Source organism: Kineosporia sp. A_224 (assembly GCF_002198655.1).
Classification (GTDB): Bacteria; Actinomycetota; Actinomycetes; order Actinomycetales; family Kineosporiaceae; genus R-H-3.
In genome coordinates this window covers 1-23765 of the sequence record NZ_MWLN01000040.1, presented here as the reverse complement: position 1 = coordinate 23765, position 23765 = coordinate 1, and the positions used below count along the sequence as shown (strand labels likewise).

Below are 23765 nucleotides of genomic sequence, written 5' to 3'. Positions count from 1 at the left end.
GGCACGGCCTCACCGGGCGGCGATCTGCTCCCGTGCCGCCCACCGGCCGACGTCCCCCTTGCCGAGAGCCACGGCGAGCAGGTCGGGGAAGGCGTCGGGCGTGCAGGCGAACGCCGGAACGCCGAGCGCGGCGAGTGCCGCGGCGTTCTCGGCGTCGTACGACGGTGCGCCCTCGTCGGACAGGGCCAGGAGCACGACGACCTGGACGCCGTCGGCCTGCATCGCCGCGACCCGTTTGAGCATCTCGTCGCGGACCCCGCCTTCGTACAGGTCGCTGACGAGCACGAAGAGCGTCTCCGCGGGCCGGGTCACGAGCGACTGGCTGTACGCGATCGCGCGGTTGATGTCGGTGCCGCCGCCGAGCTGGGTGCCGAAGAGCACGTCGACGGGGTCGGCCAGATGCTCGGTGAGGTCGACGACCTCGGTGTCGAAGACGACGAGCGAGGTCCGCAGCGACCGCATCGACGCGAGCACGCACCCGAAGACCGACGCGTAGACGACGCTGGCGGCCATCGAGCCGGACTGGTCGATCGCGAGGACGACGTCGCGCTGCACGACCTGCTGCCGCCGCCCGTACCCGACGAGCCGCTGCGGGACGACCGTGCGGTGCTCGGGCAGGTAGTGCGCGAGGTTGGCGCGGATCGTGCGGTTCCAGTCGATGTCGCGGTGCCGCGGCCGCGCCGTCCGGGAGGACCGGTCGAGCGCACCCGTGACCGCGGCCCGCGTGCGGTCCGCGAGCCGGCGCTCGATCTGCTCGACGACGGTGCGGACGACCTGGCGGGCGGTTTCCTTCGTCGTCTCCGGCATGACCCCGTTGAGCGACAGCAGCGTGCCGACGAGGTGGACGTCCGGCTCGACGGCCGCGAGCAGCTCGGGCTCGAGGAGCAGCCGGGTCAGGCCGAGCCGGTCGACGGCGTCGCGCTGCATGACCTGGACGACGGTCGTCGGGAAGTACGAGCGGATGTCGCCGAGCCAGCGCGCCACCCGCGGTGCGGAGCCGCCGAGCCCGGCCGACCGCGGGCCGCCGGCGCTCGCCGTGCCACCCCGGCCGGCGCCGGGCACGCTGTCGTAGAGGGCGGCGAGCGCGGCGTCCATCCCTGCGTCCGGGCCGGAGAGCCCGCCGAGCCCGTCACCGCCGGCGCCGAGCAGCAGCCGCCAGCGCCGCAGCCGCTCGGGCTCGTCGACATCGCGCACGGGCGTCTCCCCGGCCGCACCGTCGGCGGTCATCGCACCGCCTCCCGGACGCCGAGGATCGCGGCGACGGTCGCGAGGGCGGCCGCCGCCCGGTCGGGGTCGACGTCCGGCCAGCCGGCCCCCGCGGCGCCGCGCGGGGCTCCGCCCGCAGTGCCCGTCGGCAGCTCCCGGACCCGGTCCGCCACGGCCCGCCGCTCCCCCGCCTCGAACGCCCCGAAGGTGCGGCGCACGAGCGGCAGGACGTCGACGAACTCCTGCTCCCCCAGGCCACGGACCCAGCGGTCCAGCAGCGCGAGCAGGTCGGCGTCGTGGACGAGCAGGAGGCCGCCGCCCGCGAGGAACCCCTCGACCCACGCCGCCTTCGCCGGGGCGTCGGCACCGACGGAGAGCGCCCGCCCGAGCCGGGCCGCGGCGTCCGCGGGGTCGACCCGGCCCGCGTCGCGCAGCAGCCGGACCGTACGCCCGACGAGCAGGCCGTGGACGTCGGCCCGGTCGACGAGGCCGTGCAGGGTGTCGAGCCAACGGTCCCGGTCGTCGGGGACGGCGCGCAGCGCGACAGCCCCGTGCACCGCCTCCAGGTGCGTCCGCAGCGCCGCCGCACCGTCGTCGTCGAGCGCGGAGACGGCCGCGGGGAGCCCCGCGCAGATCCGTACGAGGAGGGTGTCGGTGACCCGGCCCAGGGCCTGCGTGTCGGTCTGCCGGACGTCGCCGTACCGCTGCGCCTCGACGAGGCCGGGCAGCGCCGCCATGAGGTGGGCGACGTCGGTGTCCCGCGCCGCCCGGTCGGCGAGCGCGGCGAGCAGCCGGTCGGTCGCGTCGGGCAGGTCGGCGAGCAGGCAGGACCGGACGAGGCCGGCGAGCGCGGGCAGTGCGGGCGGGCGGCCGGCCCCCGGTGCGCCGGCGGCCGCGACCGNGTGCGCCGGCGGCACCGCCGGCGCGGCCCTCGGCAGCGGCGACGACGCGCTCGCCCGCGGCGGCCGCGACCGTCGCGCCCCACATCGACGCCTCGACGGCGGCGATCTCGAGCGACGGCGTCCAGCGCAGCGCCCAGGTCTCGCGGAAGGTGCCGGTCGAGCGGACGCCGCCGTCCGCGGCGACCCCCCACGGCAGGTCGAGGAGCGTGAGCCGGTGCAGGAGCACCGAGCGGCCGCGGTCGGTCTGCGTCCGCAGGTCCAGGTCGAGCACCCGCTCGGCGGCGTCGGGCTTGAGCCGCAGCCGGCGGGCCTGCGCCCGCAGGTCGGCCATGAGCGGGACGACGGGGGCGTCGTCCGGGACGCCGCCGAGCCGCTCCCCGACGACGAGGGCGCTCGTGACGCTCGCGAGCGCGACGTCGTCCCCCTCGCAGAGCACGGCCCGGGTCGCCTCGGTGACCTCGGCGAGCCCGGCGAGCGGCCGGCCGCGCAGCGTCGCGAGCGCCTCGGCGAGCCGGACCGACTCGATGACGTGCGCGCTCGACACCGGCAGGTCCTGCGCGCGCAGGACGCCGGCGACCCGGGTCATCCAGCGCGTCACCGTCCGGTCGGGGGCGGTGAAGAGGTGGTGGTACCAGCCCGGCGACTCGACGCCCGCGCCGTACCCGGAGGCGTAGGCGAGCCGCGAGTGGGTCCAGGGCACCCAGGTGAGCACGACCTTGCGCCTCGGCAGCCCGCGCAGCCGGCGGGCGTCGGCGGTCGCCGTCGGCAGGGCACCGGTGAGCGCCGGCACGTGCCACGCGCCGCACACGACGACGACCCGGCGGGCGCCGTCCTTGAGGACGGCGCGCAGCACCTGCCGCATGTGCGCCTCGCGCTGCTCCTCCCGGTCGCGCTCGGGACCCTCCGGGGTCGGGACCGCCTCCCGCAGCACGGTCATGGCCTCGGCGACGGCCGCGAACGCGCCGAGCGCCGGGTGCGCCTGGTCGCCCTCGGCGTCCGCCGCCGGCGCCTGCGCGGCAAGGGCGCCCCGGGACTCGACGACGTCGTCCCACCACCGCTCGGGGTCGTCGTGCCCGGCGGCGTGCGCGAGGAGGGCGATCGGGTCCGTCCGGGCCTGCGCGCGCAGCGCCTCGCCGCCGCGGTCCGCGGCCGGCTCACCGCCCGGGTCACCGTCCGCGTCGCCCTCCGCCCCGGGGCCGCCGTCCGCCTCCCGCTGCGCGAGCGACACCGCGGCGGGCAGGTCGCACAGCTGGACCCGGACGCCGTGGCGCAGGGCGTACGAGACCGCCTGCCACTCCGGGGAGAACACCGCGAACGGCCAGAACGCCGCGGTGCCGGGAGCGTCGGCGGCGTAGCCGAGCAGGGCGACCGGCGGGGTCATGTCCGCCGACGCCGCGAGCGCGAGCACCGGGTCGGCGTCCGCGGGACCCTCGACGAGCACGCAGTCGGGCGCCAGCGCCTCGAGCGCGGCGGCCACCGACCGGGCCGAGCCCGGCCCGTGGTGCCGCACGCCGAGCACCTCGACCCACGGCTCGGCCACCGTCATCCGGACACCTCGCGGCAGGCCCGGTAGAAGTCGCCCCAGCCGGCCCGTTCCCGCACGACCGCCTCGAGGTACTCGGTCCACACGGTGCGGTCGGCGACCGGGTCCTGGACGACGGCACCGAGGATCCCCGCGGCGACGTCGTGCGCCCGCAGGACGCCGTCCCCGAAGTGCGCCGACAGCGCGAGGCCGTGGGTGACGACGGAGATCGCCTCGGCGGTCGAGAGCGTGCCCGACGGGGACTTGAGCGTGGTGCGGCCGTCGGCGGTCACCCCGGAGCGCAGCTCGCGGAACACCGTGACGACGCGGCGGATCTCCTCCATCGCGGCGGGCACCTCGGGCAGCTCGAGGGCGCGGCCGAGCTGCTCGACCCGGCGGGAGACGATCTCGACCTCCTCGTCCTCCCCCGCCGGCAGCGGCAGGACGACGGTGTTGAACCGGCGGCGCAGCGCCGACGACAGCTCGTTGACGCCGCGGTCGCGGTTGTTCGCGGTCGCGATGACGTTGAAGCCCTTCGCGGCCTGCACCTCGGTGCCGAGCTCGGGCACCGGAAGGGTCTTCTCCGACAGGATCGTGATGAGCGCGTCCTGCACGTCCGAGGGGATCCGGGTCAGCTCCTCGACGCGCGCGATCCGGCCCTCGGCCATCGCCGTCATCACCGGCGACGCGACGATCGCCGCCGGCGAGGGCCCCTCGGCGAGCAGCCGGGCGTAGTTCCAGCCGTAGCGGATCGACTCCTCCGCGGTGCCGGACGTGCCCTGCACGAGCAGCGTCGAGTCGCCCGACACGGCCGCGGCGAGGTGCTCGGAGACCCACGTCTTCGCCGTCCCCGGGACCCCGAGCAGGAGCAGCGCCCGGTCCGTGGCGAGCGTCGCGACGGCCACCTCGACGAGCCGGCGCGGGCCGACGTACTTCGGCGTGACGACGGTGCCGTCGGCGGTCGCGCCGCCGAGCAGGTACGTGACGACGGCCCCCGGGGAGAGCACCCACGACGGCGGTCGCGCGCTGCCCTGTGCGACGTCCTGCGCCGCCAGCGCCGCGAGCTCGGCGGCGAACTGCTGCTCGGCGTGCGGGCGCAGCAGGGTCGCCTGCTCCCGGGTGGTCCCGGCGGGGAGGTCGGTCGTCGTCATCGGAGCTCCTCGAGCATCTCGGCGCGGGTGGTCAGGGTGGTCGCCGCCCGGTGCAGGCGGTTCGCCCAGCGGGCGCCGTCCTCGGTCGTGGGCCGGGCGAGGCCGCCGACCCGGGGCGCGGCCCCGGGCGGCAGCGCGTGGACGAGCAGGTCGACGAGGCCCTGGTACGGCCACAGCGGCAGCCGGGCGGCCGCGGCGCCGAGCCACTCGAGGACGGCGTCCACGAGGACGGGCGGCCAGGGCCGGGGGCAGCCGGCGAGCGCCGCGGCGAGCACCGCCGGGGTGTCGGCCGGCACGTCCCGGGCCGCGAGGCGGCCGAGCGCGTGCCGGACGACGAGCGCGGCGACCCGGGCGCGGTCGCCCTCGGGCAGCCCGGTGAGCAGCGCCACGACCCGGTCGGCGCCGAGGCCGTCGCCGAGGTCGACGCCCGCACCGAGCAGCGCCTCGGCCCACGCGAGCGAGCCCTCGCGGCCCGCGGCGGCGGCCCAGCCGGCGTGCAGCACCGGAGCCCACCCGTCGGCCACGGTCGTCGCCACGGCCCGGTCGGGCGGCCCGAGGTCGTCCCACGCCGACAGCGGTGCCGCAGCGACGATCTGGCGCAGCCAGCCGGCCCGGCGGCCGGTCCCGGCCGTCGTCGGGCTGCTCGCGGGCGGGTCGACGACGCCGTCCCGGACGGCGGCCGCGTCGAGGTCGTCCGGGACCTCGACGACGAGCCGGGTACGCAGCAGCCCGCGCTCGAGCCGGACGGCGGCCCGCGCCCGCTGCGCCATCCGCGCCCCGAGCGCCGATCCCGGGAGCGCGGCGAGCAGCCGGGCCGCGGTCTCGCGGACGTCCTTGCGGCGGTCGTCGAGGGCGCGTTCGAGCAGGGGCTCGTCGGCGGGGCCGAGCCCCTCGGCGAGCGCCGCCAGCAGCCCGGCGCGCGCCGGGCCGGGCTCGGTGCGCCAGGTCTCCTCGACCGCGACGAGGGCGCGGGCCGGGTCGGTGGCCCGGACGGCGACGACCCAGCGCTGCCGCGCGGCCTGGTCCCCGAGCCGCCAGGCCTCCTCCGACAGGTCCGGCGGCCCGGTCCCGTCCTGCGCCGCACCGGTCGCCTGTTCGGCGAGACGCGGCAGCCACGCCCACTCGGGGCGCTGCCGGGCCAGCCAGAGCCCGCGCTCCCCGGCCACCACCCGCAGCGCCGGCCGGACGGCGACGAGCCGCGAGCCCCGGTCGAGCAGGTCGGGCAGCACGGCCGGCGGGACGACGCACCCACGGGCCGCCGCGGTGGCGAGCCACTCGTCGAGCAGCCCGGTCTCGCGGTCCTCGAGCAGCCCTGCGAGGCGGCGGGCGGCGGCCGCCGGGACGGCGGGCAGCCGCTCGGCCGGGGCCGGTACCGGCTCCACGGCCGGCGCGGGCAGCGCCCCGGCCCGCCGCCACAGGGTCGCGAGGGCCGCCCGGAAGAGCAGCACCGCGGCCGGGTCACCGTCGACCGCGGCAGCGGCCGCACCGAGCGCCCCGGGCCAGCCGTCGGCCGCGGACGGGCGGCGCTCGGTGCCGAGCAGCGCCGTCGCGACGAGGTCGTCCGGGCCGCTCACCGGGCCGCCCCGACCGGGTCCGGGAGCGCCCCTGAGCCGGCCGCCGCGGCCGGCAGCAGGGCCGGCAGCGGCGCCACCGGGACGACCCCCCGCGGCGTCCACTCGGCGAGCAGCGGCAGCGGTGACCCCCCGGACCGCGCGAGCAGGGCCCACGGCTGCCCCGCGGCCGGGGCGAGCGGCAGGGCACCGGTGCCGTCGACGAGCCACCAGGTGCCGTCCGCCCGGCGGTCGACGACGACGCCGGCGAGCACGAGCGGCCAGGACGTCGTCCACGGGTCGGCGGCGAGCGCGGCACCGACCGCCGCGAGACCCTCGGCGAGCGACCCGGCCGCGACCGGGTCGGCGGGCCCGGGGGCACCGGCGCCGGGCCCGACGAGGGCGCGCAGCGGGGCGGCGTCCGGGTACAGGTGGACGTCGGCCTCGACCGACGTGCCGGGGACGAGCGAGGCGTCGAGGACTGCCCCGGGCGCCGCGAACGACAGGACGAGCGCATCCTGCCCGGTGCGGCTGCCGCGCAGCCAGACCCGGCGGGAGACGAGCCGGTCGTCGACGTCGTCCCGCAGCCCGAGCACGGTCCACCGGTCCCGGACGGCAGGCCCGGCGAGGACGCTCTCGCGGGAGACCGGGTACCCGACCCGGCGGCGGACGGTCGCCGCGAGCGGGCCGGGGAGGGCGTCGAGGTTCTCGTGGGCGCGCACGAGCAGGTGCATGAGCGCGTACTCCTCGAGGAGCCGGGCCGGCCAGCCCGGCCCCGACGCGACGACGCCGGGCAGGGCCCGTACCCAGGCCGCCAGGCCCGGCGCCTGGGCGTCGACGAGCCGCGCGGCCGTCTGCTCGAACGGCGCGTAGCCGGCCCGCTCGGCCCCGGCGAGGCCGCCGCGCACCTGGTCCTCGAGCCAGCGGCCGAGCTCGACGAGACCGCCGCGGACCCGGTCCTCGCGGCGCTCCGCACGGCGCGCCGCGGCCTCCGCGTCGACCGGCCCGGCCGCCCGCGCGGCGGGTTCCTGGGCCTTCGCGGCACGCTCGACGCGCCCGCGCAGCCACTCGGCGGCGAAGTCGGCCGGGCCGGCGGCGTCCGGCACGCTGCCGGCGGACCACAGCAGGAGCAGCCCGAGGGCGTGCTTGCACGGAAACTTCCGGCTCGGGCACGAGCACCGGTACGCAGGCCCGGAGACGTCGACGACCGTCTGGTACGGGTTCTTGCCGCTGCCGCGGCACAGCCCCCAGACCGCCGCCGGGTGCTCCGCGGCGCCGGCGCACGCGCCGAGCCCCGACCACGTCGACGGCGCGGCGAGCGAGCGCCCGGCCGCGGCCGACGACGCGTCGGGCGCCAGCGCGGCGACCTGCTCGGCGCTCCACCTCTCCCCCACGGCGGGGAGGCTAGCGGCGCAGCCCGACAGCCGCGCCCGTTCCGCCCGGCAGGCTCGTCCGGGTCAGCTCTCCGCGAGCCGCTTCTTCTCCGCCTCGACGTCGAAGTCCGCCACGGGCCACTGCGGGTCGAGGTCGGCGAGCGCGTCGGTGAGGAGCTGCTGGACGGCCCACCGGGCGTACCACTTCTTGTCCGCCGGGACGACGTACCACGGCGCGGCCTGCGTCGAGCAGCGCGTCAGCGCGACCTGGTAGGCCTCCTGGTAGGCGTCCCAGTGGCCGCGCTCGTCGACGTCCCCGGGGTTGTACTTCCAGTGCTTGTCGGGGCGGTCGAGGCGCTCGGCCAGCCGGGCCTTCTGCTCGTCCTTGGAGATGTGGAGCATCACCTTGACGACCGTCGTGCCCTTGTCGGCCAACGACTTCTCGAAGCGGTTGATCGTCGCGTAGCGCCGCGACCAGGTCGCGCGCGGCACGAGGTCGTGGACCCGCACGACGAGGACGTCCTCGTAGTGCGAGCGGTCGAAGACGCCGATCTCGCCGGCCTGCGGCAGCGCCCGGCGGATCCGCCAGAGGAAGTCGTGCGCCCGCTCCTCGGCCGTCGGGGCCTTGAACGCGGTGTGCCGCACGCCCTGCGGGTCGACGGCCCCGACGACGTGCCGCATGATCCCGCCCTTGCCCGCGGTGTCCATCGCCTGGACGACGAGCAGCACGTTGCGGGTGTCGCCGCCGCGGGAGGCGGCCCAGAGCCGCTCCTGCAGGTCGGACAGCGGCTGGGCGCCCGCCGCGAGCGCCGCCTCGCCGTCCGCCTTCTTGCCGTCGAAGCCCGGTGTCGAGGACGGGTCGACGTCCGCGAGGCGGAAGCCCGCACCGACGGCGAGGACGTCGGCGACCCGCTGCGGCGCGGCCGCGACGGCCTCGGCCGCCTTCTCCTGGGCCTTCTCGAGCTTGGCCGCGAGCTTCGCGGCCTTCTTCGCCTCGTCGGTCGCGGCCTTCGCCACGAGCTCGTCCTCGCGCTCGCGGGCCTTCCTGCTCTTCTTGCTCGCCATGGCCGCAGATCATGGCAGCCGAACCTGTCGTCCACCAGCGCGGGAGGTCCCGCCGGCCGGGGCGCCGCCCCCGCCGGTTCGCCCTGCGGGACGCCGCGGGCATGTCAGGGTGTTGCGGTGCACCTGTTCCACGTGTGGGCGCCACGCGCCGAGTCCGTCGACCTCCTGCTCGTCCCGCCCGGCAGCCACGCCGGCGACGCGATGCCCGCGGCGGACGCCGCCGGGCTGCGCCGGGTGCCGATGGTGCCCGGGGACAACGGGTCCTGGGCCGTCGAGGTCGAGGAGGCCGGGCACGGCACCGACTACGCGTACAGCCTCGACGGCGGGCCCGCGCTGCCCGACCCGCGCAGCGCCTGGCAGCCGCACGGCGTGCACGGCCCGAGCCGGGTCTTCGACACCGCTCGGCACCCCTGGTCGGACGCCGCGTGGCCCGGCCGCAGCGCCCCCGGCGCGCTCTTCTACGAGCTCCACCTCGGGACGTTCACCGCCGAGGGCACCTTCGACGCCGCTGTCGAGCGCCTCGACCACCTCGTCGACCTCGGCGTCGACGTCGTCGAGCTGATGCCCGTCGCGGCCTTCCCCGGCCGGCACGGCTGGGGGTACGACGGGGTCGCGCTGTACGCCGTCCACGAGCCGTACGGCGGGCCGGCGGCCTTCCAGCGGTTCGTCGACGCCTGTCATGCGCGCGGTCTCGCCGTCTGCCTCGACGTCGTCTACAACCACCTCGGGCCGTCCGGGAACTACCTGGCGCAGTTCGGGCCGTACTTCACCGACCAGCACGACACCCCGTGGGGCGACGCGGTGAACCTCGACGACGAGGGCCGCACGCACGTGCGCCGCTTCGTCTGCGACAACGCGCTGCGCTGGTTCGAGGACTTCCACGTCGACTGCCTGCGGCTGGACGCCGTCCACGCCCTCGTCGACGACTCCCGGCAGCACCTGCTCGCCCAGCTCTCCGGCGAGACCGCGGACCTGGCCCGCCGGCTCGGGCGCCCGCTCGGGCTCGTCGCCGAGTCCGACCTCAACGACCCGAGGATGGTCGAGCCGGTCGCCTCGGGCGGGCTCGGGATGACCGCGCAGTGGAGCGACGACCTGCACCACGCGCTGCACGCGCTGCTCACCGGTGAGCAGCAGGGGTACTACGCCGACTTCGGCGGCGCGGACGGCGTCGCCGTCCTGGCCCGGACGCTGACCCGGGTCTTCCGGCACGCGGGCGACTTCTCCGCCTTCCGCGGCACCGACTGGGGGCACCCCGTCGACCCCGCGCGGCACCGGGGCCACCGGTTCCTCGCGTACCTGCAGAACCACGACCAGGTCGGCAACCGGGCGCTCGGCGACCGGGTCACCGCGAGCCTGTCCCCGGGCCGGCTCGCCGCCGGCGCGGCCGTCGTCCTCACGTCGCCGTTCACGCCGATGCTCTTCATGGGCGAGGAGTGGGCCGCCTCGACGCCCTGGCAGTTCTTCACCGACCACGACGCCGAGCTGGGCGCGCTCGTCAGCGCGGGCCGGCGCCAGGAGTTCGGCGCGCACGGCTGGGCCGCGGGCGCCGTCCCCGACCCGCAGGACCCGGCGACGTTCGAGGCGTCCCGGCTCGACTGGGCCGAGGCCGACAAGGACCTCGGCGCGCGGATGCTGCGCTGGCACCACGACCTCGTCCGGCTGCGTCGCAGCGAGCCCGACCTGCGCGACGACGACCTCGCGGCCGTGCTGGTGCGCACCGGGGCCGACTGGTTCGTCGTGCGCCGCGGCGGCTTCGACGTCGCAGTGAACCTCGCCCCGGAGGCCGCGGTGCTGCCCGTCGGGCCGGATGCCGAGGTCGTGCTCGACTGGGACGGTGACGCGCGCGTCGCGGCCGGCGGCGTCCGGCTGCCTGCCGACGGGGTCGCGGTGCTGCGTCGGGGCGCGGACGACGAGGGCTGACCGGCTTCGACGGTCGGCGGACCCCGCGGGTCGCTCAGGGCACGAGGACGTGCGAGGTCTGCGCGAGGAGCATCCGGGTGCTGCCGAGGACGTCCTCCGGCGGCGGGGTCGTCAGGTCGACCTCGAGCCAGAACGTGTACTCGACGCCGCGGGTGGCCCTCGCCAGGCGCCACGACATGACTCCCTGGGCCGCGGCCGGCGGGACGTCGACCCAGACGATGGGCGGCGTCGTCCACGTGTCGGGCCGGGTCGTCGACCGGATCCAGGTGTTGGGCTGGTAGCCGACGCGGTACGTCAGCGCAGCCGGGTCGCCGTTGTGGTACCAGGACAGGGTCACCTGCCCCGGTGAGGGCACCGCGTCGAGGGTGACCTGGCTGCCGGGGTGGTAGCGCTGCGGCCACGTGTACGTGTGCCAGGTGCCGTCGCTGTGCACACCGGTGTCGGCGATGCCGCGGTCCACGCCGCCGATCCCGGGGACGACGAGACGCACGGACGGCGGGTTGCTGCCCTTGACGACCTGCGGGCCGCGCACCCGCGCCGGCCCGCCCTGCGTCGTCCCGGGACCGCCGGCGCAGGAGCAGGTGCCCGGACCCTGCGGGCCGTGCGGGCCGTAGCCCGCGGCCGAGACCGTGCCGGCGGCCGCCCTCTCGGCGGCGGCCTTCTCGGCGGCGGCCTTCTTCGCGGCCGCCTTCTTCGCGGCCGCCTTCTTCTTCGAAGCGGCCTTCTTCTTCGCACCCGCCTTCGGGCCGGCCTTGGTCACCGCCGCAGGCTTCCCCGCCTGCGCGGACGCCGGCGCCGCGGCCTCCTGCGTCCACGCGACCGGCCCGGTCGCCCCGCCGAGCACGCCGGCCAGGTCGTCGGCGAGCAGTGTGCCGCCCGCGAGCACGAGCGTGACCGCGACGAGCGCCCCGGTGAGGACGCCGCTGCGCCGTCCGGCCATCGCTCCCCCTCGTCGTCCCGTCCCTGGCACCGGACCCGTCGGCGCGCGACCGCCGTTCGTGACACGGCGGCCGGCACGTCACCCGGTCGGTCCCGCGACGACCCGGCCGGAGCAGGCGAGGACGGCGGGACGGCGCCCCCCGCGGGGCCGTGGCAGGATCGTTCGCACGCACCGCCCGCTCGTCCGCCCGCAAGGAAGGCCATCACCGTGCCCGTCCCGACCGACCCCGCCGTCAAGCTCGCCGAGTACGCCCACCCCGAGCGGCTCGTCACCACGGCGTGGCTCGCGGAGCACCTCGGCACCCCCGGTCTCGTCGTCGTCGAGTCCGACGAGGACGTCCTGCTCTACGAGACCGGGCACGTCCCCGGCGCGGTGAAGGTCGACTGGCACACCGAGCTCAACGACCGGGTGACCCGCGACTACCTCGACGGCGAGGCGTTCGCCCGGCTCATGTCGGCCAAGGGCATCGGTCGCGACGACACCGTCGTCATCTACGGGGACAAGAACAACTGGTGGGCCGCGTACGCGCTCTGGGTGTTCTCCCTCTTCGGCCACGAGGACGTCCGCCTGCTCGACGGCGGTCGCGCGAAGTGGTTCGCCGAGGGCCGCCCGACGACGACCGAGAAGCCCTCCCGCGACGCGACCGGCTACCCGGTCGTCGAGCGCGTCGACGCCCCGCTGCGCGCCTTCAAGGAGGACGTCCTCGCGCACCTCGGCAAGCCGCTCGTGGACGTCCGCTCCCCGCAGGAGTACACCGGCGAGAAGCTCCACATGCCCGACTACCCGCAGGAGGGCGCGCTGCGCGGCGGCCACATCCCCGGTGCGCAGTCGGTGCCGTGGGCCCGTGCCGCCGACGAGGACGGCACCTTCAAGGCGCGCCCGGCGCTCGAGGCGATCTACCAGGGCGAGAAGGGTCTCAAGGTCACCGACGACGTCATCGCCTACTGCCGGATCGGCGAGCGGTCGAGCCACACCTGGTTCGTGCTGCACCACCTGCTGGGCTTCCCGACCGTGCGCAACTACGACGGCTCGTGGACCGAGTGGGGCAACGCCGTCCGGGTGCCGATCGTCCAGGGCGAGGCCCCGGGCGAGGTCCGGGCGTGACGTCCGGCCCGGGCGGTGACCGCACCGACGACCTGCCCGCCGCGCTCGCCGAGATCGTCGCCGACTTCCAGGAGATGGGCGAGAACGAGCGGCTCCAGCTCCTCCTGGAGTTCAGCCAGGAGCTGCCCGCCCTGCCCGCGCGGCTCGCGGACCACCCCGAGCTCATGGAGCCGGTCCCGGAGTGCCAGTCGCCGATCTTCGTCACCGTCGAGGTCGGGGACGGCGCGGCATCGGCCGGCCCGGCCGGCCCGGCCGATGTTGTCCGGCTCTTCTTCTCCGCCCCCGCCGAGGCGCCGACGACCCGCGGGTTCGCCGGCATCCTCAGCCAGGGCCTCGACGGGCTGCCGGCGGCCGAGCTCCTCGCGGTGCCGGACGACGTCCCGGACCGGCTCGGCCTGACCCGCGCCGTGAGCCCGCTGCGGCTGCGCGGGATGACCGGGATGCTCATGCGCATCAAGCGCCAGGTCCGGGAGAAGACCGCCTCGTGACGGGAGCTCGACCCGTGAGCGAGCTGCGCCTGCTCCTGCCCGGCCCCGTCGTCGTGGGGCGGCTCGCCGACCCCGGCGGCGGCAGCGAGGCCGCGCGGACCCGCGCCGACGCGATCCAGGCGCTCGCAGACCTCTACGCCTACCCGGACCCGGTCCCGGAGACCGGCTGGGTGCGGGCGAACATGGCGAGCACGCTCGACGGCGCGGCGGCCGGCCCCGACGGGCGCTCCCGCTCGATCAGCTCGGACGTCGACCGCGTCGTCTTCTCGGTGCTCCGCGGCCTCGCGGACGTCGTCCTCGTCGGCGCGGGCACCGCCCGCGCCGAGGGCTACGGGCCGCTGCGGCCCAAGCCGGAGTTCGCCGCCCGGCGGCTCGACACCGGCCAGTGGCCGGCCACGGCGCTCGCGTTCGTCACCCGCTCCGGGAAGCTCCCGGACCACCCGGACCTGTTCCGCGGGCCGGACGCCGCGTGGGTCGTCACGTGCGCGGCCGCCGACGTCGAGGCGTTGCGCGAGAAGGCCGGTGAGCGGGTGCTCGTCGCCGGCGAGGCGGACGTCGACCCCGCCGTCGCCGTCGCCCAGCTCGCCGCCCGCGGCATGCGCCGCGTCCTCCTCGAGGGCGGCCCGACGCTGCTCGCCCGGACCGCCGCGACGGGCCGGGTCGACGAGCTGTGCTTCACCCTGACGCCGCGCCTCGAGGGCGGCGACGCGCCCCGCATCGCCCACGGCGCGCCGGCCGGCCTGATGCTGCGCAACGCGCACCTGCTCGAGTGCGAGGGCACGCTGCTCGGCCGCTGGTACGTGCAGAAGCAGGGCTGAACCCGGCAGGTCTTCGGCGTCGGGCGAGTGGGGCGACGCCGCGCCCGTGCCGGGCAACCTGCGGCGGGGTGAGGTCAGCGCCGGACCGTGTGGTGCAGGTGCAGCACCCGGTCGCCGCGCACGACCCGGTCGGGGTCGTCGAGCAGCACCGTGCCGACGTGACCGCCGAAGTACCGGACGCCCTCGCCGAGGACGACGGGGACGACGTCCATCGCCACCTCGTCGACGAGGCCTGCGGAGAACGCCTGCCCGCCGACGTCGCCCGCGGTGACGCTGACGAGCCCGTCGCCGGCCAGGTCCTTCGCGCGGGCGACGGCCTCGGTGACGGACGCGGCGGTCTCGAAGGGCGCGTCGGGGTGCGCGTCGAGCCACTCCTGCGGCAGCGGCCGGTGGGTGACGACGACGAGCCGGCGCCCGGCGCCCGGCTTGCCGTCCCAGCCGTTCGTCAGGTCGAACAGGCGGCGCCCGATGACGGTGACCTCGACGCCGTCCCAGAACGGCTGGACGTACTCCGCCGAGACCCGGGAGAGCTGGAACCGCCACCCGCTGGCGCGGACGACGGCCTCGGTGTCTCCGTTGCCGTACCAGTCGAACAGCGGCCCGACCGAGTGGTCGGGGTAGGCGATGAAACCGTCGATCGAGACGACGGCGTGCATGACGACTCTGGCCATTGCCGGCTCCTTCCGCGGCGCACCACCCCTGTGACCCTCCCACGGGGCAGAACTCATCGACCGCGGCGCCGCCGGCTACAGGACGGCGAGCTTCGCCAGGGCGCTGCCGCGCAGGACAAAGGAGCGCCCGCCGATCGTCCGCGTCACCTCGAGCTGCACGCCGTAGACGTACTCGCCGGTCAGCCACGTGCTCGCGGGGTTGTCGACGAACGGGACGATCCTGATGTCGTAGAGCCCGCCGCCGAGGTTGCTGAACTCGGTCACGGTGACGATGCTGCCGCCCGGTCGGACGTTGAAGCCGTCGCGCAGCGTCCACCCGGCGGGCAGGGCGATCGCGCTCGTCTGGTTGCCGGCGCTCGCCCCGAGGTCGTCGACCGGGACGCCGTCGTGCGTCACGAGGACGCTGATCATCGCCGACGCCGCGACGTTCGCGCCGGAGTCACCGGCCGTCGCGTTGCTGCGGTTCACCTGCATGTGGACGACCAGCTCACCGCTGCCGCCGCCGTGCCTGATGTGCTCGTGCTCGGACATGGTCGCTCCCTTGTGATGGTCGTGCCGGGAGGAACCTGCTGCCGCCGCTGCAGATACATCGGCGACGGGCGCGTCCGGGCGGGCTGTCCCTCGGGCGGCCCGGCCCCGCGTCTGCGCAACTGCGGTCAAGCGCTCTCTGCGCGGCGGGGGCAGGCTGGTGCCGTGAGCACGACCGACGACCACTTCGCCCGCTTCCTCCGCCTCGTCGCCGAGAGCCTCGACGAGACGGACCTCGCGGCCGGTGAGCTCGCCCGTCGGGCCCACATGTCCCGCTACCACTTCGACCGTCTCGTCGCGGCGGTCGGCGGCGAGCCGCCGGCGTCCTTCCGGCGCCGGCTGCTCCTCGAACGGGCGGCGCACCGGATCGTCACCGAGCCGGTGACGATCCTCGAGGTCGCCGTCCAGGCCGGCTACGGCTCGCACGAGGCGTTCACCCGGGCCTTCGTCCGCGCCTACGGCTGCACCCCGTCCGTGGCCCGGTCTGCGCAGCCGCCGTCGTTGCGGCTGCCCGCGCCCAGCGGGGTCCACTTCCACCCGCCGGGCGGCGTTGTGCTGCCCGCCGAACGAAAGGTGACTGCGATGGACGTCCTCGCAGGCATGGTCCGTCACCACGTGTGGCTCGTCGGCGAGATCCTCGACCGGGCGCGGCATCTCGACGACGAGGTGCTCGACCGGCCCGTCGAGCTCTCCGTCGACGGGATCGACGAGCACCCGACCTTCCGCGGCCTGCTGCACCGCCTCGTCGGCCAGCAGGAGATGTGGCTCGCCGCGGTCGAGGGTCGGGGCCGCCCGGACAACGACCCGCCGCCGGAGACCGCCCTCGACTACGTGGAGGGCAGGCCGCCCCGCGAGACGCTGTCGCGGCTTCGGGTCCGGTACGCCGACGTCGGCTCCCGGTTCGTCGGGCTGCTGGAGACCGTGGAGCGTGAGGGCCGGTTCGCCGACACGTTCGTCGACGCCGTGTGCGACCCGCCGCAGACGTTCACGTACGGCGGGATGTTCGCCCATGTGCTGACGTTCGGCGGCCATCGCCGGACGCTCGCGCTCGGTGCCCTCTCGGACGCCGGCGTCAGCGATCTCGGGGCGGGCGACCCGATGACGTGGATCGCGGAGCGGGTCTGACCGGCACGTCGACCGACCGGACCGGCTCGCACGCCGTGACGGACCCCGCGGGCCACAACACCGAGACCCCTACAGCGACAGCAGGAACCGTGCGACGGCGGTGTCCCAGCCGTCCGGGTCGACGTTCCACTCCTTGGTGTGCCGGGCCCCGCTGACCGGCACGAACGTCACGACGTCCGGCCGGGCCAGGGCGAGCCGCCGCGACGGCCCGGACGGGACGAACTCGTCGTCGTCGCTGTGGATGAGCAGCACCGGCACCCGGAGCTCGGCGGCCCGGGTCACCCAGTCGAGCCGGTCCAGGGACAGCGGCGTCTCGACCCCGGCGAGGCGGCGCGCATGGGTGTGCTCGAGGACGGCCTGGGAGAGCCGGCCGATCCGGGCCGGCAGCCGGTTCACCTTCGCGTGGTGGTCGAGGACGTCCCGCCAGTCGACGACCGGGGCGTCGAGCACGACGGCCCGGATCCGGTCGGCGACCCACGAGCGCGACATCGTCTGCAGCGCGATGGCGCCGCCCATCGACCAGCCGGCGAGGACGACGTCCTGCGCGCCCGCGCCGAACGCGTGGACGACGGCCGACTCGACGTCGAGCCACTCGGCCTCGCCGAGGTGGTACCGCCCGCCCGGGGACGGCGCGGCGTCCCGGTCGTTGCGGTAGGAGACGACGAGCGCCGGGAACCCCAGGCGGTGCAGGACCGGCAGGGCCCGCAGGCACTCCTCGCGGGTCGCGCCCCGGCCGTGGACGAGCAGCACCCACGTGCGGCGCTGCGGGACCGACGCCGACGGCGGCACGAACCACGCGGGCATCGCGCCGAGCGCCGTCGACACCTCGACGTCCTCGTAGGCCAGGTCGAGCGCCGAGCCGGGCGTGCCGGCGTAGTAGTACTGGTTCCAGCGGGCGGCGCCCTCGCGCAGCCGCCCCGAGTCGACCGCGACGAGCCGCCGGGTCACGGTGCGGGCCGCCGTGTCGTGGTCGATGACCTCGCCGACGCGGGCGTGGCCCCCGCCGCCGTCGAGCCAGACGCCGTACCGGCCGGGCGCCGTCGTCTCGGCCGTCGCGCGCAGGGTGAGCGTCCCTGCCCCGACACCGAGGATCTCGACGTCGTCGGGCCGCTCGCCGTCCGGCGAGACGACCCGCCGGGCGAAGTAGGCCGCCGTCGCGGACACCGCCGCCCCGGCGGCGAGCACGGTGCCGGCCCCGACGACCGCACCCCGCAGGAGGAGGTTCAGTGCCGCGGGTCGTTGCGGGGTGCCGGTCATGGCTGCATTCTGCCGACCGGCCGTCGCGGCCGCGCACCCGGGACGGTCACCGCGCACCCGGGACCGCCGTCCGCGGCGGACGGCGCCGGACTGCGTAGGCTGAGGCGGCCCCGGCAGGACGCCGGGTGCAGCAGGCCCCAGTACGACCCGGACGAACGACAGGAGTGCCGAACGTGACCGACGCTTCCCCGACGATCGTGCTGCTCACCGAGCAGGCCCTGACCCCGGGCGACGCGGCGCGGATCACGGCGTTCCACGCCGACGACTCGCCGGCCTACCGGGTCGTCGTCCCCGCCGACACCGAGCGCAGCCTCCTCGTCGACGTGCTCGACCACCTCAGCCTGCTCGAGCTGCGCGAGGCGCTCGACGCCGTCCGCGGCCGCGACGACGACGCCGGCGACCGCGCGGCCGCCGGCCAGGCGCTCGCCGCGACCCTCGCCGAGCTGAAGGCCGTCGGTGTCGAGGCGACCGGTGAGGTCGTCGCGGGCGACCCCGTCGACACCCTCGCCGCCCAGATCGCGACGACCGGCGCGACCGAGGTCGTCGTCGTGACCCGTCTGCACGCCGTCGAGGACACCTTCCACACGGACTGGGCGTCCCGCGCCCGCGAGCGCCTCGGCGTGCCCGTGCTGCACGTCTACGCCGGCTCCAGCTGGGTCGGCTGACCGCTCCCCCGCCGGGCGGCCCCGGACGGGCGGGACGGGCGGCCCGGCGGCCGGCGGGTGGCTCAGCGGCCGGGGAGCTCCGCGAGCCCGCGGCTGAAGATGAGGAACGAGGCGAGCAGCGACAGCCCGGTGAGCTGCGGCTCGGCCTCCTGGTACATGAGCGTCGCCAGCCCGAGCCACACCGCGATCCCCATGAGCAGGATCGAGATGAACGGCGAGGGCTTGGCCGGCGGGGGCGGCGGCGGTGCGGCCGCGCCCCGGACGACCGCGCGGCCGGGGTCGCCCGCCGGGCCCTCGACCTCGACGTCGTCCTCGACGTGCCCCTTGGCCCCGATGGGCAGCAGGACGTTGAGCGAGCTCGCGACGAGGAACAGCGACGCGATGAGGGCGGGGACCCGCAGCCCGGTGTCCGCGCCGGAGCGCTGGTCGACCAGGCCGAGGACGACGCCCAGGACGAGCACGAAGACGGCGACGGCCTTCTCGGTGACGTCCTCGCGGGAGCCCTTGGGCGGGAGCCGGTCGCCCGTGGAGGACACCCGCTGGGATTCGGTGTTCGCCATCTCGTCCACCCATCGAGTCGCCGGGTCCGGTCGCGTGCACGCCACCGGGCGCGACGAGCGTCACCCGGACGGCGCACCGGTGCTGAGCCCACGGTAACGGCTAACCGACGATCGGTGCAGCAGGGACTGCGTCACGGTCGACACGAGGTGACGACGACCGCGCCGGGAACGCCCGGGGCGTCACGACGGTTGGTGCGGATGTGGGGCCCGACCGGGCCGGGTGCGAGAGGATCGCACCGACCACCCAGGAGGAGGTGCGGATTGCACGACACCGGACGCCAGTACCCCGTGACCCTCACCGACGATCAGTGGCGGGAGCGGCTCACCGCCGCCGAGTACCAGGTGCTCCGCAAGGGCGGCACCGAGCGGGCGTTCACGGGCGAGTACTGGGACGACCACACCGAGGGCGTGTACGCCTGCCGGGCGTGCGACGCCGTCCTGTTCCGCAGCGCCGAGAAGTTCGACAGCCACTGCGGCTGGCCGTCGTTCTGGGCGCCGATGGCGGGCGACCGGGTCGAGTACATCGAGGACACGACGCTCGGCATGCGTCGCGTCGAGGTGCGCTGCGCCGCGTGCGGGTCGCACCTCGGGCACGTCTTCGAGGGCGAGGGCTACGACACCCCGACCGACCAGCGGTTCTGCATCAACTCGATCAGCATCCGCCGGGAGGCCACGGACTCATGAGCGGGCCAGCGCCCGGCGCCGTCCCCGGACACCCCGAGCCCGGTCTCACCGGGCCCGGGGAGCCGTCGCGGGCCTCGGCCGCGCCGTGGGTCCGGGCGACGGCCCCGGGCGGGCTGCCGCTCGTCCTCGGGGACGACCTCGGGATCGCGCCCGCGATCCGCTGGGACTCCTGGGCGACCCTGCTGCCGGGCAGCGCCGCGGCGCTGCTGCGGCTGCGCGGAGCGGCCGGCCCGGAGCCGGTCGACCTCGACCCCGCCACCCGGCACGTGTGGATCGACGACGACACCGGGCCGGTGGCCGTGCTGCGGGCCCGGCAGGTCGAGGACGACGGCCCGGCGGGCGGGACGGCGCTGCTCGTCGAGGGCCTCACGGTGCGCCCCGACGTCCGCCACCTGGGTCTGGGCGGGGCGCTGCTGTCCGAGGTGCTGGCCCGCTCCGGGGGCCGCCCGCTCGTCGCGGACGTGCCCTCGGAGGCGGTGGCCCTCTTCACCCGGCTGCAGTTCGCAGCCACGGCGACGGTGCTCGACACGAGCGGTCGGGTCGAGGCCCTGACCCGGATGCGGCGCATGCCCGAGGCGCCCTGGCGCGAGGCCTGAGCCCTCGCCCGGGCCGCCCGCCGGGGCCGCGTCAGCGCAGGGTCGCGACGAGCTCCCCGAGCGGCACCCGCGGGCCGGTGTAGAACGGCACCTCCTCGCGCACGTGCCGGCGCGCGTCGACCGCCCGCAGCTCGCGCATGAGGTCGACGATGCGGTGCAGCTCGTCGGCCTCGAACGCGAGGAGCCACTCGTAGTCCCCGAGCGCGAACGACGCGACCGTGTTCGCGCGGACGTCACCGAAGCTGCGCGCCGCCATGCCGTGCTCGACGAGCATCGCCCGGCGCTCCTCCTCGGGGAGCAGGTACCACTCGTAGGACCGGACGAACGGGTAGAGGCACAGGTAGCCGCGCGGCTCCTCCCCCGCCATGAACGCCGGGACGTGCCCCTTGTTGAACTCGGCCGGGCGGTGCAGGCCGACGTTCGACCACACCGGGCGCAGGTGCGCGCCGAGCGCCGTCCGGCGCAGCGCGTGGTACGCCTCCTGGACCGTCTCGACCTCGGGGGCGTGCCACCAGACCATGACGTCGGCGTCCGCCCGCAGGCCCGCGACGTCGTACCAGCCGCGGACGACGAGCCCCTTGCCGGCGAGGCCCTCGAGCGCCTGCTCGACCTCGGCGACGAGCGCCTGCCGGTCGCCGGTCACCGGGTCGGCCGCGAAGACCGACCACATCGTGTACCGGATCGTGTCGTTGATCTCGCGGGCGGGGACGCGCTGCGCGCCGTGCTCGTCGCTCATGTCGTCATTCTCCCTCAGGCCGGTGCGGGTCGTGCCGCGAGGTCTGCCGCCACCGTGGACGCCGCCCGCCGGGCCGCCGCGACGCACGCCGGCACGCCGACGCCCTCGAAGGCCGCCCCGCAGACCGCGAGCCCGGGCAGGGCCTCGACGTCGTCACGGACGGCGCCGACGAGGGCGACGTGGCCGACGGCGGGCTGCGGCAGCGCACCGCCCCAGCGGACGACGGTCGTCGCGGCCGGGGCGAGCGGCCGGCCGAGGATGCCCGCGGCGTCGGCGACGGCGAGCCGGGTCAGCTCGTCGTCGTCGTGCTGGAGCGAGGCCTCCTCGCCGTGCCGGCCGACGGACAGCCGGACGACGACGTGGTCGCGGTCGAGCGCGTCGGTCCAGGCCCACTTGCGCGAGGAGAAGGTCATCGCCTTGACGAGCCGGCCCTCGACGGGCGGCACGAGGACGCCCGACCCGGGCAGCCCGACGGCCTGGTCGCGGGGCAGCAGCAGCCCGACGACACCGACGCTCGCCGTCTCGACAGCGCCGAGCCGGGCCGCGGCGGCGGGTGCGACGTCGGCGAGGAGCCGGGCGGCAGGCGCGGCCGGGACGGCGAGCACGACGGCGTCCGCGTCGACGAGCTCGGGTGCGGAGGCCGGGCCGACGACGAGCCGCCAGCCGGACGCCGTCCGGCTCAGGCCGCGGACCGTCGCCCCGGTGCGCACCTCGACGCCGCGGCCCGCCAGCCGGGTGGCGAGCCGCTGCGGCAACCGGCCGACGCCGCCGCGGATCCCGGCGAACACCGGCAGCACGGGCGGTGCCCCGACGTCCGAGGGGTCGAGCGCTCCCCCGCCCGGGGCGTGCGCGCCGTGGCCGCCGCCGGCGAGCGGGGCCGCGCGCATCTGCCGGACGGCGGCGAGCAGTGAGCCGCCGGCGGCCGCCGCGGCGTAGAGCTGGGGGACGGTCGCGCGCAGGCTGAGCCGGTCGGCGTGCCCGGCGTAGACCCCGCCGAGCAACGGCTCGACGAGCCGGTCGACGACGGCCCGGCCGACCCGGGCCGCGACGTACGACGCGACGTCGACGTCGTCCCCGACCTCGGTCGGCGGCAGGCCGGGCTCGGCCGCCGCGCGCTCGACGTCGGCGTCGGACAGGAAGCCCCGCAACGTGTTCGGGTCGCCCGGCACCCCCATGAGGGTGCCGCCGGGCAGTGGCCGCAGGACGCCGTCGACGAGGACGTTCGCTGCGGTGGTCACCGGGTGCACCGTGTCGTCGGCCAGGCCGGCCTCGGCGATGAGCTCGAGCGCCTCGGGCCGCCGCGCGAGCACCGACTCGGCACCGACGTCGATGCTCACGGGGCCGAGCGGGCCGCTGCGCAGGATGCCGCCGACACCGGGCGACCCCTCGAGCACGAGTACCTCGGGCACGACGTCGCCGGCGCGCGCCGGGTCGGTGAGGTGCCATGCCGCGGTGAGCCCGCTGATCCCTGCACCCACGACGACGACCCGCGGCCGTGCCCTTCTGCCCTGCTCGCCCGTCACGTGTCGTTCCCGCCCCTCGCACCGTGGCCGCTCACGTGACCAGCCTGACACCTGCTCGGGACGCTACCGATCCCGGAGTGCGACACCACCGTGACCAAAGGCCGGGACGCTGGCGCACAGAGATCACCGCGGGCAGCGCCTCACGGTGATCACTTCGTGACCTGCGGCCGTGCAACGGCGGCCCCGCCGGTGACGTCCCCCGACCGAACCGGGCCGCGACGCGGCTCCCGAGCACCGGAGGCCGCCATGTCCCCCGCACGACGCATCCGCACCGGACCACGCCTCGCGGCCATCGCAGCCGCCGCTCTCCTGACGCTCGCCGCGTGCGGCGGCTCGAGCGAGGGCGGCACCTCGTCGGGCGCCGCCTACGACAGCTCCGCGGAGGGTGCGGGCGGCGGCGACGCCGGAGGTCTGACGGACAGCAGTGCCGCGGCCGCGAGCCCCGCGGCCGCGCCCGCGGACCAGGCGGCCGGCGGCGCGTCCTCGGACGGCGCGAAGGCACCCTCGGGCGCGAACCTCGTCTCGGCGGAGACCGCCGGCCAGCGCCGGATCAGGACCGCGGACGTCACGCTCACCGTGAAGGACCTCGACGTCGCCGCGGTGAAGGTCCGGGCGATCGCCGACGGGCTCGGCGGGTACGTCTCCTCCGAGACGACCGGCATCTCGCAGGGCGTCACCGCCCCCGACGGGTCGACCGCCCGGTCGGTGGAGTCCGGCGAGGGTGTCGTCGTCCTGCGCGTCCCCGAGCCCCAGCTCGACACCGCCCTGACGAAGGTCGGCGCCATCGGCACCGTCGTCAGCCGCAGCGCGACCGACCAGGACGTCACGGGCGAGATCGCCGACGTCGCGAGCCGGATCGAGACGCAGAAGCAGTCCGTGGCCCGGACCCGCGAGCTCCTCGCGAAGGCGAACACGGTGCAGGACATCGTCTTCATCGAGGGTGAGCTCACCCGCCGGCAGGCCGACCTGGAGGCCCTCCAGGCCCGCCTCAAGTCGCTCTCGAGCCGCGCGGACCTGTCGACCCTCACGGTGACGCTGCAGGTGCCGGGCACCCCCGCGGCGCAGGCCGAGGAGCCGAAGAACGGCTTCCTCGCCGGGCTCGACGCCGGCTGGGAGGCGCTCGTCGCGAGCACCAACGTCATCCTCACGGTGCTCGGCGCGGTGCTGCCCGTCGGCATCGTCCTCGCGGTCGTCGGCTACCCGGCGAGCGTCCTGCTCCGCCGCCGCTCGCAGCGCCAGGCCGCCGAGCGCGAGGCCGCCGCGGCCCGCTGGGCCACCCAGCAGGCGGAGGCCCACGCCGCCGCCCAGCAGGCGGCACAGACACCCGCCACCGTCCAGGTCCCGGTCATGGCCGGCGCCCCCACCCAGCCCCCGTCGAACA

The 23765-nt window shown here is 76.6% G+C and carries 23 protein-coding genes; 9 read left to right on the top strand and 14 right to left on the bottom strand.

Annotated features, from left to right (window positions below; genetic code table 11):
* Window positions 1-9 precede the first annotated feature (9 nt).
* The 7 genes from EDJALFJO_RS02885 to EDJALFJO_RS02850 all read right to left on the bottom strand — a co-directional run bounded on the left by EDJALFJO_RS02885 (window position 10) and on the right by EDJALFJO_RS02850 (window position 8769).
* Window positions 10-1227, bottom strand: coding sequence for a VWA domain-containing protein (locus EDJALFJO_RS02885; RefSeq protein ID WP_088282026.1), 1218 nt, complete (start codon window positions 1225-1227; stop codon window positions 10-12).
* A complete protein-coding gene (locus EDJALFJO_RS02880; protein ID WP_255392529.1) occupies window positions 1224-2018 on the bottom strand; it encodes a DUF5682 family protein in 795 nt (264 codons plus the stop codon). The genes EDJALFJO_RS02885 and EDJALFJO_RS02880 overlap by 4 nt, the downstream gene beginning before the upstream one ends.
* Window positions 2019-2108: 90 nt before the next feature.
* Window positions 2109-3654: DUF5682 family protein (locus tag EDJALFJO_RS35325; protein WP_233149651.1), on the bottom strand; the 1546-nt coding region annotated here is incomplete at its 3' end.
* Complete coding sequence (locus EDJALFJO_RS02865; RefSeq protein ID WP_088282018.1) at window positions 3651-4781, bottom strand: AAA family ATPase; 1131 nt, start codon at window positions 4779-4781, stop codon at window positions 3651-3653. The genes EDJALFJO_RS02865 and EDJALFJO_RS35325, both read right to left, overlap by 4 nt.
* A complete protein-coding gene (locus EDJALFJO_RS02860; protein WP_143448254.1) occupies window positions 4778-6355 on the bottom strand; it encodes a DUF5691 domain-containing protein in 1578 nt (525 codons plus the stop codon). Before EDJALFJO_RS02860 ends, EDJALFJO_RS02865 begins: the two co-directional genes overlap by 4 nt.
* Window positions 6352-7725 (bottom strand): SWIM zinc finger family protein, encoded by a 1374-nt coding sequence (locus EDJALFJO_RS02855; protein WP_088282014.1) that lies wholly within the window; start codon window positions 7723-7725, stop codon window positions 6352-6354. The genes EDJALFJO_RS02860 and EDJALFJO_RS02855 overlap by 4 nt, the downstream gene beginning before the upstream one ends.
* A 63-nt stretch (window positions 7726-7788) precedes the next feature.
* On the bottom strand, window positions 7789-8769 hold the full coding sequence (locus EDJALFJO_RS02850) for a polyphosphate kinase 2 family protein (protein ID WP_088282012.1): 981 nt from the start codon (window positions 8767-8769) through the stop codon (window positions 7789-7791).
* A gap of 117 nt (window positions 8770-8886) precedes the next feature.
* On the opposite strand from EDJALFJO_RS02850, the gene treZ reads away from it, so the two are divergent.
* Complete coding sequence (gene treZ / locus EDJALFJO_RS02845; RefSeq protein ID WP_088282010.1) at window positions 8887-10689, top strand: malto-oligosyltrehalose trehalohydrolase; 1803 nt, start codon at window positions 8887-8889, stop codon at window positions 10687-10689.
* A 34-nt stretch (window positions 10690-10723) separates the two neighbouring features.
* Here the strand turns inward: treZ and EDJALFJO_RS34805 are convergent, their stop codons facing one another.
* Window positions 10724-11629 carry a hypothetical protein gene (locus tag EDJALFJO_RS34805; RefSeq protein WP_088282008.1) on the bottom strand — a complete coding sequence of 302 codons (906 nt, stop codon included), beginning with the start codon at window positions 11627-11629 and terminating at the stop codon, window positions 10724-10726.
* Between the two features lie 207 nt (window positions 11630-11836).
* On the opposite strand from EDJALFJO_RS34805, the gene EDJALFJO_RS02835 reads away from it, so the two are divergent.
* Genes EDJALFJO_RS02835 through EDJALFJO_RS02825 form a run of 3 tightly spaced genes read left to right on the top strand, consistent with a single transcriptional unit; the run spans window position 11837 to window position 14039 of the window.
* On the top strand, window positions 11837-12733 hold the full coding sequence (locus EDJALFJO_RS02835; protein ID WP_088282006.1) for a sulfurtransferase: 897 nt from the start codon (window positions 11837-11839) through the stop codon (window positions 12731-12733).
* Window positions 12730-13221 (top strand): SufE family protein, encoded by a 492-nt coding sequence (locus tag EDJALFJO_RS02830; protein ID WP_233149650.1) that lies wholly within the window; start codon window positions 12730-12732, stop codon window positions 13219-13221. Before EDJALFJO_RS02835 ends, EDJALFJO_RS02830 begins: the two co-directional genes overlap by 4 nt.
* 14 nt (window positions 13222-13235) lie before the next feature.
* A complete protein-coding gene (locus tag EDJALFJO_RS02825; RefSeq protein ID WP_088282004.1) occupies window positions 13236-14039 on the top strand; it encodes a dihydrofolate reductase family protein in 804 nt (267 codons plus the stop codon).
* Window positions 14040-14113: 74 nt separating this feature from the next.
* Here the strand turns inward: EDJALFJO_RS02825 and EDJALFJO_RS02820 are convergent, their stop codons facing one another.
* Both EDJALFJO_RS02820 and EDJALFJO_RS02815 read right to left on the bottom strand, forming a co-directional pair.
* Window positions 14114-14710 carry a dihydrofolate reductase family protein gene (locus EDJALFJO_RS02820; RefSeq protein WP_088282002.1) on the bottom strand — a complete coding sequence of 199 codons (597 nt, stop codon included), beginning with the start codon at window positions 14708-14710 and terminating at the stop codon, window positions 14114-14116.
* Window positions 14711-14785: 75 nt separating this feature from the next.
* Window positions 14786-15241, bottom strand: coding sequence for a hypothetical protein (locus tag EDJALFJO_RS02815; RefSeq protein WP_088282000.1), 456 nt, complete (start codon window positions 15239-15241; stop codon window positions 14786-14788).
* A 162-nt stretch (window positions 15242-15403) separates the two neighbouring features.
* Here EDJALFJO_RS02815 and EDJALFJO_RS02810 point away from each other — a divergent pair, with 162 nt between their 5' ends.
* Window positions 15404-16363 carry an AraC family transcriptional regulator gene (locus EDJALFJO_RS02810; RefSeq protein WP_198949946.1) on the top strand — a complete coding sequence of 320 codons (960 nt, stop codon included), beginning with the start codon at window positions 15404-15406 and terminating at the stop codon, window positions 16361-16363.
* A gap of 69 nt (window positions 16364-16432) precedes the next feature.
* On the opposite strand, the gene EDJALFJO_RS02805 is transcribed toward EDJALFJO_RS02810, so the two are convergent.
* Window positions 16433-17620: a S9 family peptidase gene (locus EDJALFJO_RS02805; protein WP_143448253.1), complete on the bottom strand. Its 1188-nt coding sequence runs from the start codon at window positions 17618-17620 to the stop codon at window positions 16433-16435.
* A 173-nt stretch (window positions 17621-17793) separates the two neighbouring features.
* On the opposite strand from EDJALFJO_RS02805, the gene EDJALFJO_RS02800 reads away from it, so the two are divergent.
* Entirely contained in the window at window positions 17794-18285 is a 492-nt protein-coding gene (locus EDJALFJO_RS02800) for a hypothetical protein (RefSeq protein WP_088282063.1), read from the top strand.
* Window positions 18286-18347: 62 nt separating this feature from the next.
* Here EDJALFJO_RS02800 and EDJALFJO_RS02795 read toward each other — a convergent pair whose 3' ends face one another.
* Window positions 18348-18845: a hypothetical protein gene (locus tag EDJALFJO_RS02795; RefSeq protein ID WP_143448252.1), complete on the bottom strand. Its 498-nt coding sequence runs from the start codon at window positions 18843-18845 to the stop codon at window positions 18348-18350.
* A 261-nt stretch (window positions 18846-19106) separates the two neighbouring features.
* Between EDJALFJO_RS02795 and msrB the strand changes: the two genes are divergently transcribed.
* Both msrB and EDJALFJO_RS02785 read left to right on the top strand, forming a co-directional pair.
* Window positions 19107-19529, top strand: a complete 423-nt coding sequence (msrB, locus tag EDJALFJO_RS02790) for a peptide-methionine (R)-S-oxide reductase MsrB (RefSeq protein WP_233149649.1) — start codon at window positions 19107-19109, stop codon at window positions 19527-19529.
* Entirely contained in the window at window positions 19526-20125 is a 600-nt protein-coding gene (locus EDJALFJO_RS02785) for a GNAT family N-acetyltransferase (protein ID WP_088281994.1), read from the top strand. Before msrB ends, EDJALFJO_RS02785 begins: the two co-directional genes overlap by 4 nt.
* 31 nt (window positions 20126-20156) lie before the next feature.
* Here the strand turns inward: EDJALFJO_RS02785 and hemQ are convergent, their stop codons facing one another.
* Window positions 20157-20861 (bottom strand): hydrogen peroxide-dependent heme synthase, encoded by a 705-nt coding sequence (gene hemQ, locus EDJALFJO_RS02780; protein ID WP_088281992.1) that lies wholly within the window; start codon window positions 20859-20861, stop codon window positions 20157-20159.
* 14 nt (window positions 20862-20875) lie between these two features.
* Window positions 20876-22339, bottom strand: a complete 1464-nt coding sequence (gene hemG / locus EDJALFJO_RS02775; RefSeq protein ID WP_088282059.1) for a protoporphyrinogen oxidase — start codon at window positions 22337-22339, stop codon at window positions 20876-20878.
* A gap of 291 nt (window positions 22340-22630) precedes the next feature.
* On the opposite strand from hemG, the gene EDJALFJO_RS02770 reads away from it, so the two are divergent.
* Window positions 22631-23765: DUF4349 domain-containing protein (locus EDJALFJO_RS02770; RefSeq protein WP_088281990.1), on the top strand; the 1135-nt coding region annotated here is incomplete at its 3' end.